The 14,875-nt window shown below is 61.9% G+C and carries 16 protein-coding genes; 8 read left to right on the forward strand and 8 right to left on the reverse strand.

Annotated features, from left to right (window positions below):
* Nucleotides 1-25: 25 nt before the first annotated feature.
* The 8 genes from mreD (at nucleotide 26) to VIZ63_RS23910 (ending at nucleotide 8,163) form a co-directional block, all read left to right on the forward strand.
* Nucleotides 26-505, forward strand: coding sequence for a rod shape-determining protein MreD (mreD, locus tag VIZ63_RS23875; protein ID WP_331612328.1), 480 nt, complete (start codon nucleotides 26-28; stop codon nucleotides 503-505).
* Between the two features lie 111 nt (nucleotides 506-616).
* Nucleotides 617-2,599, forward strand: a complete 1,983-nt coding sequence (mrdA, locus tag VIZ63_RS23880) for a penicillin-binding protein 2 (protein WP_331612329.1) — start codon at nucleotides 617-619, stop codon at nucleotides 2,597-2,599.
* Between the two features lie 15 nt (nucleotides 2,600-2,614).
* Nucleotides 2,615-3,757 (forward strand): rod shape-determining protein RodA, encoded by a 1,143-nt coding sequence (gene rodA, locus VIZ63_RS23885; RefSeq protein ID WP_331612330.1) that lies wholly within the window; start codon nucleotides 2,615-2,617, stop codon nucleotides 3,755-3,757.
* A gap of 36 nt (nucleotides 3,758-3,793) precedes the next feature.
* Nucleotides 3,794-4,768: a lytic murein transglycosylase B gene (mltB, locus tag VIZ63_RS23890; protein ID WP_331612331.1), complete on the forward strand. Its 975-nt coding sequence runs from the start codon at nucleotides 3,794-3,796 to the stop codon at nucleotides 4,766-4,768.
* 168 nt (nucleotides 4,769-4,936) lie between these two features.
* Nucleotides 4,937-5,638, forward strand: a complete 702-nt coding sequence (locus VIZ63_RS23895) for a septal ring lytic transglycosylase RlpA family protein (protein WP_331612332.1) — start codon at nucleotides 4,937-4,939, stop codon at nucleotides 5,636-5,638.
* 131 nt (nucleotides 5,639-5,769) lie between these two features.
* On the forward strand, nucleotides 5,770-6,999 hold the full coding sequence (locus VIZ63_RS23900) for a D-alanyl-D-alanine carboxypeptidase family protein (protein WP_331612333.1): 1,230 nt from the start codon (nucleotides 5,770-5,772) through the stop codon (nucleotides 6,997-6,999).
* Between the two features lie 16 nt (nucleotides 7,000-7,015).
* Complete coding sequence (locus VIZ63_RS23905) at nucleotides 7,016-7,882, forward strand: D-amino acid aminotransferase (protein WP_331612334.1); 867 nt, start codon at nucleotides 7,016-7,018, stop codon at nucleotides 7,880-7,882.
* A gap of 11 nt (nucleotides 7,883-7,893) precedes the next feature.
* A complete protein-coding gene (locus VIZ63_RS23910; RefSeq protein WP_331612335.1) occupies nucleotides 7,894-8,163 on the forward strand; it encodes a DUF493 domain-containing protein in 270 nt (89 codons plus the stop codon).
* A gap of 54 nt (nucleotides 8,164-8,217) precedes the next feature.
* On the opposite strand, the gene VIZ63_RS23915 is transcribed toward VIZ63_RS23910, so the two are convergent.
* The 8 genes from VIZ63_RS23915 to VIZ63_RS23950 all read right to left on the reverse strand — a co-directional run bounded on the left by VIZ63_RS23915 (nucleotide 8,218) and on the right by VIZ63_RS23950 (nucleotide 14,796).
* Complete coding sequence (locus VIZ63_RS23915; RefSeq protein WP_331612336.1) at nucleotides 8,218-9,207, reverse strand: NADPH:quinone oxidoreductase family protein; 990 nt, start codon at nucleotides 9,205-9,207, stop codon at nucleotides 8,218-8,220.
* A gap of 51 nt (nucleotides 9,208-9,258) precedes the next feature.
* Nucleotides 9,259-9,924, reverse strand: coding sequence for a lipoyl(octanoyl) transferase LipB (lipB, locus tag VIZ63_RS23920; protein WP_331612337.1), 666 nt, complete (start codon nucleotides 9,922-9,924; stop codon nucleotides 9,259-9,261).
* Between the two features lie 19 nt (nucleotides 9,925-9,943).
* A complete protein-coding gene (gene lipA / locus VIZ63_RS23925) occupies nucleotides 9,944-10,951 on the reverse strand; it encodes a lipoyl synthase (protein ID WP_349261268.1) in 1,008 nt (335 codons plus the stop codon).
* Nucleotides 10,952-11,116: 165 nt separating this feature from the next.
* A complete protein-coding gene (locus VIZ63_RS23930) occupies nucleotides 11,117-12,295 on the reverse strand; it encodes a tetratricopeptide repeat protein (RefSeq protein ID WP_331612339.1) in 1,179 nt (392 codons plus the stop codon).
* A gap of 202 nt (nucleotides 12,296-12,497) precedes the next feature.
* On the reverse strand, nucleotides 12,498-12,926 hold the full coding sequence (locus tag VIZ63_RS23935) for a biopolymer transporter ExbD (RefSeq protein ID WP_331612340.1): 429 nt from the start codon (nucleotides 12,924-12,926) through the stop codon (nucleotides 12,498-12,500).
* A 33-nt stretch (nucleotides 12,927-12,959) separates the two neighbouring features.
* Nucleotides 12,960-13,397, reverse strand: a complete 438-nt coding sequence (locus VIZ63_RS23940; protein WP_331612341.1) for a biopolymer transporter ExbD — start codon at nucleotides 13,395-13,397, stop codon at nucleotides 12,960-12,962.
* Nucleotides 13,398-13,432: 35 nt separating this feature from the next.
* Nucleotides 13,433-14,188 carry a MotA/TolQ/ExbB proton channel family protein gene (locus VIZ63_RS23945; protein ID WP_331612342.1) on the reverse strand — a complete coding sequence of 252 codons (756 nt, stop codon included), beginning with the start codon at nucleotides 14,186-14,188 and terminating at the stop codon, nucleotides 13,433-13,435.
* 74 nt (nucleotides 14,189-14,262) lie between these two features.
* Nucleotides 14,263-14,796 carry an energy transducer TonB gene (locus VIZ63_RS23950; RefSeq protein WP_331612343.1) on the reverse strand — a complete coding sequence of 178 codons (534 nt, stop codon included), beginning with the start codon at nucleotides 14,794-14,796 and terminating at the stop codon, nucleotides 14,263-14,265.
* Nucleotides 14,797-14,875 lie beyond the last annotated feature (79 nt).

A 14,875-nucleotide genomic window follows, 5' to 3' on the forward strand; every position in this document is an offset into this window, starting at 1 on the left:
CTCATCCCGCAAGAAGAACGCAGCCATGGCTGACAGTGGATCAAGCGGGCTGCGAATCACGATCACGACTCTGATGGCGCTGATCTTCGCCATCGCACCGCTGCCCGAACTGGTGAACCAGGCCAAGCCGCCGCTGTTGCTGCTGCTGGTCATCTATTGGTCGCTGAGCGCCCCGCGTATCGCTGGACTGATGTTCGCGTGGATGTGCGGCTTCGCCATCGACGTGGTGCAGGGACCGCTCTTCGGCCAGCATGCCATCGCCTACCTGCTCATCGCGTACCTGACCCACAAGCTGCAGCTGCGCATGCGTCTGTATCCCATCTACCACCAGACGTTCACGGTCTTCTGGCTGCTGGCGCTGTACGAATTCATCGTCTTCTGGATCGACGGCATCATCGGCCCCGCTGTCACCGACTGGATGCGCTGGACTCCCGTCGTCACCGGCGCGCTGTTGTGGCCGCTGCTCGTCGGTATCCTCGACAGCTGGAGCAGGGCGAGACGATGATCCTGGAGGCCAACCGGCCAATTGGCCAACTGGCCAGCTGGCCGGAAGAGACCACACCGCCTCTGGCCAGCTGGCCAGTTGGCCAGTACGCCAGTTAGCGTTTTTACATCTATGTCCCGTCCCGTCCGCATCAAGGATCATCACGCCGAACAGCGCTTGTTCGTCCAGCGCGCAATCGCGGCCGCCATCCTCATTGCTCTGGCCATCTGCGCGGTCATCGCCCGCCTGGTCTGGCTGCAGGTCGTCAAGTACGACTACTTCGTCAATCTGTCACAGGGCAACCGCATCAAGATCGAGCCGATTCCGCCGAATCGCGGGCTGATCCTCGATCGCAACGGCGTGCCGCTCGCCACCAATGCGCCCTCCTATCAGCTCGAGCTGCGCCGCGAACAGGTCCCCGACCTGGACGTAACGCTGCAGGGACTGGCCGGCATCGGCCTGATCGATGCGGACGACATTCCGGCGCTCAAGAAGGACATCCGCGGCCGTCGCATCTTCGACGCCGTGCCCATCAAGCTGCAGATGAACGACGAGGAACTGGCCCGGTTCGCGGCACGGCGTTACGACTATCCTGGCGTCGACATCACACCGCGACTCACGCGCTTCTATCCTCTGGGCGAAAGCAGCGTGCATGCCATTGGCTACGTCGGTGCGATCAGCGAGGACGACAAGAAGTCGCTGAACATAGACGACTACGCTGGCAGCACGCTGACCGGCAAGAACGGCGTCGAGAAGCAATACGAGAAAGAGCTGCACGGCACGACCGGACTGCAGCAGTTGCTGGTCAACGCGCAGGGCCGCTCGGTCGACCGCATCGGCCGCTCCCAGGTAGATCTGGTGCGCAAGGAGCCGATCGCGGGCAACGATCTGTTCCTGACGATCGATCAGCACGTTCAACAGATCGCGGAAGAATCGCTGCGCGGCCAGCGCGCCTCCGCCATCGCCATCGATCCGTCCAACGGCGACATCCTGGCCTTCGTCAGCACGCCGGCCTTCGACCCGAACCTGTTCGCGCGCGGACTCAGCCGTGCCCAGTACGTCGCGCTCACCGACAATCCCGAGCGACCGATGTTCGACCGCGCATTGCGCGGCGTGTATCCACCGGGCTCGACGATCAAACCGCTGATGGCGCTCGCAGCGCTGGAGTATGGCGTCGTGACGCCTCAGCACACCGAATTCTGCCGCGGCCTTTTCCGTCTGCCGCGCGTGAGCCGGCCGTGGCGCGACTGGAACTTCGACAAGGGCGGCCATGGCACCGTCGACATGGGCAAGGCGATCGCCACCTCGTGCGACGTCTACTTCTACGACGTCGCCAACCTGCTGGGTATCGACCACATTCACGACTACCTTGCGCAGTTCGGCATGGGTTCGCCGACCGGAATCGACATTCCCGGCGAGAAGACCGGCATCCTGCCGTCGACGGCCTGGAAGCGGAACAACTTCCGCCAGCCCGAAATGAAGGTCTGGTATCCCGGCGATACGATCAGCGTCGGCATCGGCCAGGGCTACATGTCTGCAACGCCGCTGCAGATCGCGCATTTCACCGCGACGATTGCCGCGCGCGGCGAGCGCTTCCAGCCGCGACTGGTCGGCGCCATCCGCAATGTGAGAACCGGCGAGATCAAGAAGCTGCCGCCCGTGATGCTCCCGCCGGCCAAGACGGCCGATCCTGGCGCCTGGGACGTCGTGATCAAGGGCATGATCGACGTGACGAACGCGCCTTACGGCACGGCGCGCGCCCTGAGCGTCAACCTGCCTTACCAGATCGCCGGCAAAAGCGGCACCGCACAGGTCTTCAAGGCCGCAGCCAATCAACGCGTGCGCAAGGCCGGTGAGCTGCAGGAACACCTGCGCGATCATGCGTTGTTCGTCGCTTTCGCGCCCGCCGACGCTCCCATGCCGAAGATCGCGGTCGCCGTCGTCGTCGAAAATGCACCGGGCGGCGGTGGCGCCTTTGCCGGCCCGATCGCTCGTCGTATCGTCGACTCCTACCTCCTCACGCCCGAACAGTGGGAAGAGCAGGAAACCAAGCGCAAGGCCGCAGCGGCTGCCGCTGCACAACGCGCGGCTTCACGGCCGGCACGGGCTGACTGACAGCGACGCAACTCCATGGAAATCGGCTCATCACTCGACTCCTCGCGCACGCAGCGCACGCTGACAGGTTCGGCACGCCTGCTGTTCGCACTGCATCTCGACGGACCGTTGTTCATCGCGCTGACGATGCTCGCCGGCATCGGCATCGTCGTGGGCTTCAGCGCCTCCGGTCGCAGCTTCGGCATGCTCGAAGCCCAGCTCGCGCGCTTCGCGCTGGCTCTGCTGGCGATGGTCATGCTCGCGCAGATTCCGCCGCGCCTGATCCGCGGCGTGACGCCGTGGGCTTACTTGCTGGGCCTGATACTTTTGCTGGTCGTGATGGTAACGGGCCACATCGCGATGGGTGCGCAGCGCTGGCTCGATCTGGGTTTCGTGCGCTTCCAGCCGTCCGAACTCATGAAGATTGCGGTGCCGCTTGCCTGCGCCTGGTATCTCAACGAACGGCCGTTGCCGCCAAGCTTTGCATCGGTGGTCATCGTCGCCGTCGCGATCCTGGTACCGACGATCCTGATCGCAGAACAGCCGGACCTGGGTACCTCGCTGCTGGTGGCGGCCGGCGGGGCGATGGTCATCCTGCTCGCGGGCCTTTCCGGAAAACTCATCACCGGTGTAGTCACACTGCTGATTCCAACGGTGTATGTCGCCTGGGAATATCTGCTGCATGACTACCAGCGGCAGCGCGTACTGACCTTTCTCGATCCGCAGACCGATCCGCTCGGCTCCGGCTATCACATCATCCAGTCGCAGATTGCGATCGGATCCGGTGGCCTGTTCGGCAAGGGCTATCTGAATGGCAGCCAGGCGCAGCTCGAGTTCCTGCCCGAAAGCTCGACCGACTTCATCTTCGCCGTGATCGGCGAGGAATGGGGTCTCATCGGCCTCGGGACCATCATCGCGCTGTATCTGTTCGTGATCGGTCGCTCGCTGTATCTCGCGGCGGAGTCACAGGACACATTTTCCCGACTCGCTGCAGGCAGCCTGGCCCTGACTTTCGCGGTGTACGTGTTCGTGAATGCCGGCATGGTGACGGGACTCCTGCCCGTCGTCGGCGTCCCCCTGCCGCTGATCAGTTACGGCGGCACCTCGATGGTGACCCTCATGGCCGGCTTCGGCATCCTCATGTCGCTGTGTGCCAAGCGCAAACTCGTGGGTCGATGACTTGCAACCTTTGAACCTCAACGCTGTCCCAACGACGTGATTCAATCGCCTCCAGCCGCCACCATTCTTGCGTGCCTCGCACTGAGCAGTCCCGCACTCGCGCTCGACAGCAACCGCAGCGAGGTGCGCGAATTCATCGACGAGATGCATCGTGACTACGAGTTCGATCGCGATGACCTGACGACACTGCTGGCGCGGGCCGAGACCAGGCAGAACATTCTCGATGCCATCAGCCGACCGGCCGAACGCGTCGTTCCATGGCACGAGTACCGGCAGCAGTTCATCAACGCTCTGCGCATCCAGTACGGCACGCGCTTTCGCGACGAGCATCCGGACCGTCTCGAGGCGATCGACGACCCGCAGCTGGCGAACACGGTGCTGGGTATTCTCGGCGTCGAGACCTCGTACGGCAGAATCACCGGCAGATTCCGCGTCATCGACGCGCTGGCCACCCTCGCGTTCGACTATCCGCCGCGCGGCGCCTTCTTCCGCAGTGAATTGCAGCAGTTCCTGCTCCTGACTCGCGAAGAGGCAGTGGATCCGCTGACAGCGCTGGGCTCGTATGCCGGTGCGATGGGTTCGCCGCAATTCATTTCGAGCAGCTATCGCAAGTACGCCATCGATGCCGACGGCGACGGACGGCGCGATCTCTGGTCGAACTGGGACGACATCATCGGCAGCGTGGCCAACTATCTGCGGGCCTTCGGCTGGCAGAAGAACGCCGAAGTCGTCGTTGCGGCGTCGTTGAAAGATACCGACCTCAGCCAGTTCAACACGAACCAAATCGACATGAACGAAACCGTCCAGTCGCTGCGGACCAAAGGCGTGCAGTTCGAAACGCGCATGCCTGACGACGCGCCTGCGATGCTCGTGGTCGCGCAAGGCAAGGACGGTCCCGTGTACCGCGTCGGTTTCAACAACTTCTACGTCATCACGCGCTACAACCGCAGCACCATGTACGCGATGGCCGTTCACGATCTTGGCGACGCCGTCGCCGGAGCGTCGCGATAAATGCACTTCGCCGCGGGGATGCGACCCAACGACGATCCACCCCGGACAGTCTGGCGTCCAGCGCTGCGGTGCGCATCGGCTCTTGCATTGATCGCGGCCATTCTCGCGGGCTGTACGACACCCACGCCACGCCCGCCGCGCGCACCGGGCGAACCGAAGCATGTCCCTGTGCCACCGCCGACGGTGCCACCGCCGAAGGATCTCGGCGCCATCCCCGATGCCATTCCCAAGCCCGAGCCACGCTCGGCACGCGGCAATCCACCGTTCTACAACGTTCTGGGCAAGCGTTACTTCGTATTGCCGACCGCCGAGGGCTATCTCGAGCGCGGCGTAGCGTCGTGGTATGGCCCGGGGTTTCACGAGGCCACTACTTCGAACGGCGAGCCATACGACATGTACGCCATGACGGCGGCCCACAAGACCCTGCCGCTGCCGTCCTACGTGCAGGTGACCAATCTGAAGAACGGCCGTAGTGTCGTGTTGCGGGTCAATGATCGCGGCCCGTTCAAGGACAGTCGCATCATCGACCTGTCGTACACCGCAGCCGCCAAGCTCGACATGCTGCGCGACGGCACCACGTTCGTCGAAGTTCGCGCGCTGACGCCTGGCACAGATACTTCCCAGATCGCGCCTACCAACGAGATGTACGTGCAGGCAGGAGCGTTCAGCGCTGAGAACAACGCCGCCAACCTGGTGGCGCAGCTGCGCTCCCAGGGTGTCTCGAAGGGATTCGTGCGGACCGATGCGATCAACGGCAAGCCCATGTATCGCGTCCGCATCGGCCCTATCCCTACCGTGGGCGAATTCGATCGCATCATCGCGCGCCTGAAATCGCTCGGCATCGCCGATGCCCGCCTTGCGCTCGACTGACGACGGCCAGGATTCAGCCATTTTGCCGCCATCGTCCCGCCATTTTGCAGGCCGGATTTGTCTACATTCCGCTGACTGCGCTGGTTAGAATCCGCCCGGCCTCAGCTCAAGCAGAAATGGTGATCTCGATCATGTCCGAATGCCTCCGTCGCACGTTGCTGGCGAGTTTCATCGCAGCTTCCGCCTTTGTCCTCAGCGCCTGTTCGGACTCCTCGACCCCCACGCAGACGACCAGCGTCGCGGCGCAGCTTCCGAATATCCTTGCCGCACCACCTGCCACCACCGCGCCGCTGCCGATTCCCGCGGCGCCGCAAGTGAAGGCTCGCGGCTATTTTCTGATGGACTACGTCAGCGGCCAGATCCTCGCCGCCAGCAATGAGAACGAACGCATGGAGCCCGCCAGCCTCACAAAGCTGATGACGGCGTATGCGGTCTTTCACGCACTCAAGGATGGTCGCATCACCCTCCACGACATGGTCACGATCAGTCCGTACGCACGTTCGCAGGAAGGTTCGCGGATGTTCGTGAACGTGGGCACGCAGGTGAGCGTGGAGAATCTGATCCAGGGAATGATCGTGCAATCGGGTAACGATGCAACGGTGGCGCTCGCCGAGCATGTCGCCGGCAGCGAACCGGTGTTCGTCGATCTGATGAACCAGTATGCGCAGAAGCTCGGCATGTCGAGCACACACTTCCAGAACTCACCTGGCATGCCCGGCCCCGAGCACTACACGACCGCGCGGGACATCGGCATGCTGTCCGCCGCGCTGATCCGCGAATATCCCGAGTACTACAAGTGGTATTCGCAGCGTCAGTTCACCTGGAACAACATTACGCAGCCCAACCGCAACGGCCTGCTCGACCGTGATCCCACGGTCGACGGACTCAAAACCGGCCACACCGAAAGCGCAGGCTACTGCCTGGTGTCCTCCGCGAAGCGCGACAACATGCGACTCGTGTCCGTGGTCATGGGCTCTCCCAACATCCGCGCGCGCGAAGACGCGAGCTCGGCGCTGCTGAATTACGGATTTCGCTTCTTCGAGACCCGACGGCTGTTCACTCCCGGTGAAACAGTCGTCTCTACCCGCGTCTGGAGAGGCGCGGCCGATGAAGCCAGCATAGGTGTGATCGAGGATGTCTATGTGACCTTCCCGCGCGGCCAGGAAAACACCCTGAGCGCGGCGGCGGACGTCCCCGAGCCGCTGCTCGCCCCGCTTTCCCCCTCACGCACCGTCGGCAAGCTGCGCGTCCTCCAGAATGGCCGGCCCATTGCCACCTATGCGTTGCATCCGCTCGCGGAAGTGCAGGAAGCCGGCTTCTTCGGACGCATCATCGACGACGTGAAACTCTGGATGCACTGAGCCAACGGACTCCGACATGCCATTTCAGGTCTGCTATCTCGACGGCGATTTCCTGCCCCTGCAGGAGGCAAGGATTTCACCGCTCGACCGCGGCTTTCTGTTCGGCGACAGCGTCTATGAGGTGCTGCCGGTGTTCGACGGCCGCATGTTCCGGTTTCGCGAACATTTCGATCGGCTGGCGCGCAGTCTGAGTGAGATCCGCATACCGTCTCCGCACTCCCACGAAGAGTGGCTGGCGCTGCTCGAAGCTCTGATCGAGCGCAACGGCGGCGGCACCATGTATGTCTACGTGCAGGTCACGCGCGGCATGGAGTTCGGTCGCAATCATACGTTTCCGGCGCAGGTTAGGCCGACCGTGTTCGCACTCGCGTCCCAGCTGCCGACATTCACCGCCGAACAACGCGCACAGGGACTCAGCGCGATCACAGTCGAGGACTTTCGTTGGGGGCGATGCGATATCAAGACCACCGCGTTGCTGGCCAATGTGCTGATGAAACAGCAGGCAGCGGATGCGGGCGCGCAGGAAGCGATCATCACCCGCGATGGCGAAGTGCTGGAAGGTGCGTCCACCAGCGTCTTCATCGTGCGCAATGGCGTCCTGGTGACGCCACCGAACAGCCATCGCATTCTTCCCGGCACGACGCGCGATGCGACGCTGGAACTTGCGACGGGCGTGATGCCCGTCGAGATCCGCGCCATTGCCCTCGCCGAACTGTTGGCCGCCGACGAAGTGTGGATATCGGCAGCAACGCGCGACATAGCGCCAATCACAAGCGTCGACGGCAACCCCATCGGAAGCGGAAAACCCGGTCCGCTTTGGCAGAAAATCCACGCGGCGTTCGAGCAATCACGTCTTCAGCTCGCCGGCACGCGTGCACTGTGACGGGAGATCCCATGTCGAATCCAACCGATACCCTGTTCGAGTTCCCCTGCGACTTCCCGCTGAAAGTCATGGGACGGCATAGCGATGATTTTCGCAGCCTGGTCCTCGGCATCGTGCAGAAACACGCGGGGGCGGTACTGCCGGACAAGATCGAGGAGCGCCCCAGCAAGGATGGCAACTACCTGAGCCTCACCTGCACGATCAACGCGCAAAGCAAGGCGCAGCTCGATGCGATCTACCAGGACCTCACATCCTGCGAACGGGTGCTGGTGGCGCTGTAGGGAGAGCGAGAAACCGGGATATCTCCGCGGTTTCCCGTGAAAACGCTCCTCCGCTCATTCCTCGCTTGAAGCGACGCGGATGACGACCTTGCCAGTCGAGCGTCGACCATTCAGCAGATCCAGAGCCTGCGTGAAGCTGTCCAGGCCATTCATCTCGGTGATGTGCGGCTTGATCCTGCCCTCCTCGAAGAGCTGGAACAGCGCCTTCAGATTGGCTGCGTGAATCTCGGGCTCGCGCCGCGTGTGCGCTCCCCAGAACACTCCGACCAGTGAGCAGCCCTTCAGTAGCGCCAGATTGAGGGGGATCGACGGGATCTTGCCGCCAGCGAACCCGATCACCAGATAACGACCGTTCCAGGCCATGCTGCGCACGCACTGTTCGGCGTAGTCGCCGCCGACCGGATCGTAGACGACGTCGATACCGCGCTCCGCCGTGAACTCCATGACCTTCGATTTGATCGTGTCCTTCGTGTAGTTGAACACCGCATCGGCCCCGCGCTCCTTTGCCAGCGCCAGCTTCTCATCCGAGCTCGCCGCGGCCAGCACGCGCGCACCCAGCGCCTTGCCGATTTCGATGGCCGTGATGCCTACACCACCTGCAGCGCCCAGCACGAGCAAGGTCTCGCCCGCTTTGAGGTTCGCGCGTTGTACCAGCGCGTGATAAGTCGTGCCGTAGTTGACGAGGAATCCCGCGGCGGCGCTCATGCTCATGGAGTCAGGCAGCGGAATCAGATTGGCGGCATTCACCACGCATTCTTCGGCCAGACCGCCGGTGGAGGCCATCGCCAGCACGCGCGCGCCGGGCTGGATATGCAGGATGTCCGAGGCGACCTCCGTGACCACGCCGGCTGTTTCGTTGCCGGGGGTGAACGGCACGTCTGGCTTGACCTGGTACTTGCCAGCGACCTGCAGCGCGTCGGGAAAACCGAAGCCCACTGCATGGACGCGAAGCTTCACATGGCCAGGCGGCAAGGACAGAGCCGGAACGTCCTCAACGCCGATCTGGGGAGGCGGTCCGTAGCTGCGAAGAACGACTGCGCGCATGACGATTTCCCGACTGATGAAACGTGGCCGATGCGTGAACCGGCGGGACGATCACACCCAGGTCGATGCGTCCGATAAACCCAGTTCACGGAGCAGGTGCGGTGCCAGCTGGCGGGCAGCGTCCTGCACGCTCAATGCGATTCCCTGCGCCTCGAGATCGGTGACTTGCAGACCCGCGAGCCCGCAAGGATTGATGCGGCGGAACGGTTCCAGGTTCATGGAGACATTCAGCGCGAGGCCATGATAGCTGCAGCCGCGACGTATCCGTAGACCGATACTCGCAAGTTTGCGTTCGTTGACATAGACACCAGGCGCATCACGACGTCCCAGCGCCGTAACGTTCCGCTCTGCGCAAAAGGCAATGACTGCATTCTCGAGCGCGACGACTAGATCACGCACGCCGATCCCGAGTCTTCTGACATCGATCAGCGGATAGACGACGAGCTGTCCGGGGCCGTGATAAGTGACCTGGCCACCGCGGTCGATCTGTACCAACGGAATATCACCCGGCGCGAGCACATGCTCGTGCTTGCCGTTCATTCCCAACGTGAAAACGGGCGGATGTGCGAGGAACCAGAGCTGGTCGGCGTCGGCGTCCGTGCGCGTGTCCGTGAAGGACTGCATGTCGCGCCAGGTGGGCTCGTACTCCGCGCATCCCAGCCAGCGAATCTGCACGTTGGAAGCACCTGGATCGCTCGCCACAGCACGGAGGGTCATGACGGCTGCACGTTGCGGATCAACCGTTGTTGAGCGCCGCTGACCGCTTGTCGCCAAGACCTGCGTTGTTGCGCTCCAGCGCCCGCTCCGCGCGGTAGCTCGACCGGACGAGCGGTCCGGACACACACTCGAGGAATCCTTTCGCCAGCGCCCATTCGCGATAGCGCTCGAACTCTTCCGGCGTGACCCAGCGCTCGATCGGTAGGTGATTCGGCGTCGGCCGCAAATATTGGCCCAGCGTCAGGATGTCGACACCGGCAGCGCGGACATCGTCCATCGTGTCGGCGATCTCGTCATCTGTCTCACCGAGACCCAGCATGAGGCTCGTCTTCGTAAGTACATCAGGACGGAATTTCTTCGCGTGCTGGAGAACCTTCAGCGTCTGCTCGTAACTGGCGCGCGGGTCGCGCACGGGATGCGTCAATCGCCGCACTGTCTCGACATTCTGGGCAAACACTTCGAGACCGCTGCCAACCACGGTTTCCACGTCCGTGAGATTGCCCTGGAAATCCGGAGTCAGCGCTTCGACCGCCGTCGCAGGATTTTTCTGCTTGATCTCGCGCACGCAGGCAGCGAAATGCGCGGCGCCACCGTCGTCCAGATCATCGCGGTTGACCGACGTGAGCACGACGTACTTCAGACGCATCAGCTCCACGGTGCGCGCGCTGTTGCGCGGCTCTTCCTGATCCAGCCAGCCCCGCGGATTGCCCGTATCGACCGAACAAAAACGACAGGCCCGGGTGCACACTGCGCCCATCAACATGATCGTTGCCGTGCCGGCATTCCAGCACTCGCCGATGTTCGGGCACTTGGCCTCCTCGCACACGGTGGCGAGTCGGTGTTCCTTGACCAAGGCGCGCACCCCATCGAATTTGGGACCCGCAGGCATCGGCGCTCGCAGCCACTGTGGCTTGCGGCCGAGCACCAGAGGATCGGAACCTGCAGCGGCCTTGATCCCGTCCTTGATGGCGGAGAATCCCTGCGGCGTGCGGTATTTCTCGCCACTGCGAGCGGCCGGAACCGGCAGATCGTCAGCGGAGAGAACGATGGGGATACCTTTGAATTGAGTCACGAGGGTGCGCAGTGTCGAAACCGTCGGTGGACCGGCATTCTAACGGCCGCGACAGGGTTCCCCAAATGAAAAGCCCGGCGAGAGCCGGGCTTTTCAGGAGAAGGAGTCTCGAGTCGTCGCTCAGGAGTACGTGCGGAGCGTCCAGAGACTGGCCAGATCCGCCCACTTGCCATCGGCCTTGACGGCCTTGAACGACTGACGGGCAGCATCCTTCTGGCCCTTCTTCATCTGCGCCAGTCCGAGGCTGACCTGGGCTTCGTCCAGGTCGGTGACGCCGCCCTTCTTGATGCCCGCCTGAATCGCGGCAATTGCTTCGTCATACATGCCGTAGCTGATGTACGCCTGACCCAGGCCGACACTTGCCTGACCCTGGGGAGCCTTCTCAGCTTCCTTGGCCTGCTGAGCCAGCGATGCACGATCCGCGGTCGCCTGCTTCTTCGCCGCGTCGTAAAGACGGGTGAAACGACCCTGCTCGGTCTTGTCGTCGGTCTTCAGGACACCGCTATCCATGCCCTTCTGCATGGTCTGCTCGGCTTCGCCAGGCACGCCTGCTTCGATTGCGAGCTGCGACATTTCGACGTAGTCACCCTTGGCCTTGAGAGCACCGACGTCGCTCATGAGCCGGTAGTAGCCCAGCGTTACGCGATCGCCATTCTGCTTGCGGCGATAGACGTCAGTGAGCTGATCCCAGTATTCCGGCTTCGGATGATAGCGAACCATCTTCTTCAGGGCTTCCGCCACACCGTCCTTGTTATCAAGCTTGAACTGCGAGCTCAGGACGATCTGGATGTAGTTTTCCTTCGGGACCTGCCCCGCCTTTTCGGCGTTCGCAACGACGCCGGACATCACGGTCGCAGCACCCTTGTAGTCTTCGAGAAGGTAATTAGCCTGGCCGAGGAGCACGGACATGTCTTCGGAAGCCGGGTTCTTGGCGAGCCACTTCTTGGCCCACTCGGAGGACTTGCGATAGTCCTTTTCCTGAAAATACATCTGGGCGACGGCTTTGGTGCGATCGTTCACCTGATCCGCCGGCACCAATCCCGAATTCAACATCCGCTCGAAGACCGGCGCTGCCTGGCCGTACTTTTTCTGCTGGACGAGGATATAGCCCAGGAATTCGTCGATCTGGTAGTCCTCAGCCGGCGTGCGCTTCTCGACGGACTGGGCCTTCTTGATTTCAGCGAGCGCTGCGTCCCACTGCTTGGCCGCCATGGCCTTTTGCGCAGCCGCGAGCGGAGTGGCAACAGCCTTACTGAGTTTCGGTTTCTCCTGCTCGGCAGCCTGTACAGCCGCTGGCATAACGACAGTTGCGGTGGAGATCATTCCGATAGCTACGCTGATGGCAGCTGCAATGCTTCTTACTCGGGTCATAGCGCTTCCCAAATTGTCTGTATCTGGCGATCTGGCATCGCAAGTGGATACTCGCGATTCAATGCTTAACAGCCCCTGAAACGAACGACGGGGTGAAGAAGTTCACCCCGTCGGGAAATGTCCGGCAACGTCAGTTCAGGAATTGTTCGTTACCGACGAAGCCGATTCGCTGCATCCCGTTCCGCTGCGCCATCGCCAGCACCTTGGCCACCGTATCGTAATTGGCACGACGGTCAGGGCGCACGTGGAGCTCCGGCTGAGGATTCTTCGCTGCTTCGACCTGGAAGTAGCCCTCGAGCGTCGAAAGCTGCACGAGCGAACCATTCCAGATGATCGAACCGTCCCAATCGATATCGAGACGGATCGGCTCGAGCACCTCATTGGGCGGAGGCGGTGGATTCAGCGTTGGACGCGGCATGTCCAGCTTTACCGCATGCGTCATAACCGGGAGCGTGATGATGAACATGATGAGCAACACCAACATGACGTCGATCAACGGCGTCGTGTTGATTTCCATCATCGGCGCGCCTTCTTCGCCGCCGCCTACATTCATTGCCATAGTCGTTACCTCGGTTTTCTATCTGAAGGCAGGTCAACGACCGCCTGAGTCCGGCTCAGTGATGAAGCCAACCTTCATGATTCCGGCCCGCTGAGCATCCAGGATCACGCGGCCAACGTACTCGTACTTGGTACGTTGGTCCGCGCGAACATGGACTTCGGGCTGAGGCACAAGCACGGCCACTTCTTTCAGCCTGTTCAACAGCTCATTGTTGTCGGCGACCAGGCCCGCGTTCCAGAACACCTGGCCATCCCGGTTCACGGCGATGCTGATGTTCTCGGGCTTGGTCTGCGTGGGCTGATTGCGAACCTGCGGCAAGTCGAGCGGAACCGTTTTCGTGATCACCGGAATGGTGATCATGAACACGATGAGCAACACCAACATGACGTCGACAAGCGGCGTCGTGTTGATTTCGTTCATTGGACGATCGTCTTCGTCCACATGTGTATTGAGGTCCGTAAATGCACTCATCGTTCAGCTCCGGAATAAGGGGAGTTTACGAACCCTTACTTTCTGACCGCGCCAGCGGCAGGAGCACCTGCAGCGGGACGAGCAGCACTACCTGAAGACGCGCCTTCGACGCGTGCGCCGCTCACCAGGTAGGAATGCAGGTCGGCCGTGAAGTACTTCAGCTTCTCGGAGATGTCCTTATTGCGACGCAGCAACCAGTTGTAGCCCATGACGGCAGGAACGGCGACGAACAGACCAAGCGCGGTCATGATCAGTGCTTCACCGATCGGGCCGGCGATCTTGTCCAGGCTGGCCTGACCGGCCAAGCTGATCGAGATGAGGGCGTTGTAGATACCCCACACCGTACCGAACAGACCGACGAAGGGTGCAGTCGAACCCACGGTGGCGAGGAGGGACAGACCATTGGTCATACGGCTGGTGACCGAGTCGGTCGAGCGGTACAGCGAGACCGTGATCCATTCGTGCAGGGGGATCTGATCCGTCAGACGACCTTCATGATGCTGGGCAGCGCGGACGCCGTCTTCAGCAACCATTTTGAATGCACTTTCCTTGCTGAGCTTGCTGATGCCGTCGCGCAGATTGCCGGCGGTCCAGAAGCCTTTGTGCACTTCGACGTAGTCTTTGCGAAGGCGACGCTGATCCCACAACTTGGTGAGAATGACGTACCAGGAGGCAAGCGACATGATGACCAGAAGGTACAGCACGCCTGTGCCGACTGTATCGAGCTGCCTGTAGAACGCCTCAAGGCCAAAGGGGTTTTCTGCGACCTGGTTGGATGTTGCTGGAGCCATGGAACAATGTCCTCTACTTAGAAAGCCTGTGACCTGAGTTGAGAGTTAGGAAACCGCTAAAACTATGCCGTGTGTCAATCCGTGAGCTTGAACGTAACAGCGAACTGACCCCACATCGGAGTCGGCTTGCCATTCTCTGTTCCTGGCACCAGACGCCATGAGCGCTTTACTTCACGCACCGCAGCCTCGTCGAGCTTCGGGAAGCCGCTGGACTGCTTGATCCTGACGTCACCGGCACGTCCGTTCTCCAGCACATAGACTTCGAGAACGACTGTGCCGGTCTCGCCTGCACGACGCGATGACGGCGGGTATTCCGGCTGCGTGAGCGGACGGCGAGCATCTGACTTCGGCGCCGTACGCGCCACCGCTACCGGAGCCGGAGCCGGTGGTGGCTGCGCAACTGGAGCCTGCGTCGTAGTCTGACGAATTGCAGTCGTCGGCGCAGCGTCCATTGGGACTTCGATCGCCACTTCAGGTGGCGGCACGAATGGAGGCGGAGTTTCGATCTTGGGCGGCGGCGGTGGCGGTTCATCTTCCGGCACCGGCGCGTCCTCGATGATTCGGGTTTCGATCGGACCAAGCACCGCTTCGATCACTCGGTGGGACATACCGCTTGCAAGTAGCCACAGGAAGGCCGCGTGCAGGGCGACGATTAACAGGAAGACGATCCCGCGTCGGGTGAGGAAA

The organism is Povalibacter sp., from assembly GCF_036520495.1.
Classification (GTDB): Bacteria; Pseudomonadota; Gammaproteobacteria; order Steroidobacterales; family Steroidobacteraceae; genus Steroidobacter.

Bases quoted from the DNA above. Each gene is read 5' to 3' on its own strand.
- mreD (WP_331612328.1), top strand. From the start codon at position 26: ATGGCTGACAGTGGATCAAGCGGGCTGCGAATCACGATCACGACTCTG.
- mrdA (WP_331612329.1), top strand. From the start codon at position 617: ATGTCCCGTCCCGTCCGCATCAAGGATCATCACGCCGAACAGCGCTTG.
- rodA (WP_331612330.1), top strand. From the start codon at position 2,615: ATGGAAATCGGCTCATCACTCGACTCCTCGCGCACGCAGCGCACGCTG.
- VIZ63_RS23900 (WP_331612333.1), top strand. From the start codon at position 5,770: ATGTCCGAATGCCTCCGTCGCACGTTGCTGGCGAGTTTCATCGCAGCT.
- VIZ63_RS23905 (WP_331612334.1), top strand. From the start codon at position 7,016: ATGCCATTTCAGGTCTGCTATCTCGACGGCGATTTCCTGCCCCTGCAG.
- VIZ63_RS23910 (WP_331612335.1), top strand. From the start codon at position 7,894: ATGTCGAATCCAACCGATACCCTGTTCGAGTTCCCCTGCGACTTCCCG.
- VIZ63_RS23915 (WP_331612336.1), bottom strand. From the start codon at position 9,207: ATGCGCGCAGTCGTTCTTCGCAGCTACGGACCGCCTCCCCAGATCGGC.
- lipB (WP_331612337.1), bottom strand. From the start codon at position 9,924: ATGACCCTCCGTGCTGTGGCGAGCGATCCAGGTGCTTCCAACGTGCAG.
- VIZ63_RS23930 (WP_331612339.1), bottom strand. From the start codon at position 12,295: ATGCCAGCGGCTGTACAGGCTGCCGAGCAGGAGAAACCGAAACTCAGT.
- VIZ63_RS23935 (WP_331612340.1), bottom strand. From the start codon at position 12,926: ATGGCAATGAATGTAGGCGGCGGCGAAGAAGGCGCGCCGATGATGGAA.
- VIZ63_RS23940 (WP_331612341.1), bottom strand. From the start codon at position 13,397: ATGAGTGCATTTACGGACCTCAATACACATGTGGACGAAGACGATCGT.
- VIZ63_RS23945 (WP_331612342.1), bottom strand. From the start codon at position 14,188: ATGGCTCCAGCAACATCCAACCAGGTCGCAGAAAACCCCTTTGGCCTT.
- VIZ63_RS23950 (WP_331612343.1), bottom strand. From the start codon at position 14,796: ATGTCCCACCGAGTGATCGAAGCGGTGCTTGGTCCGATCGAAACCCGA.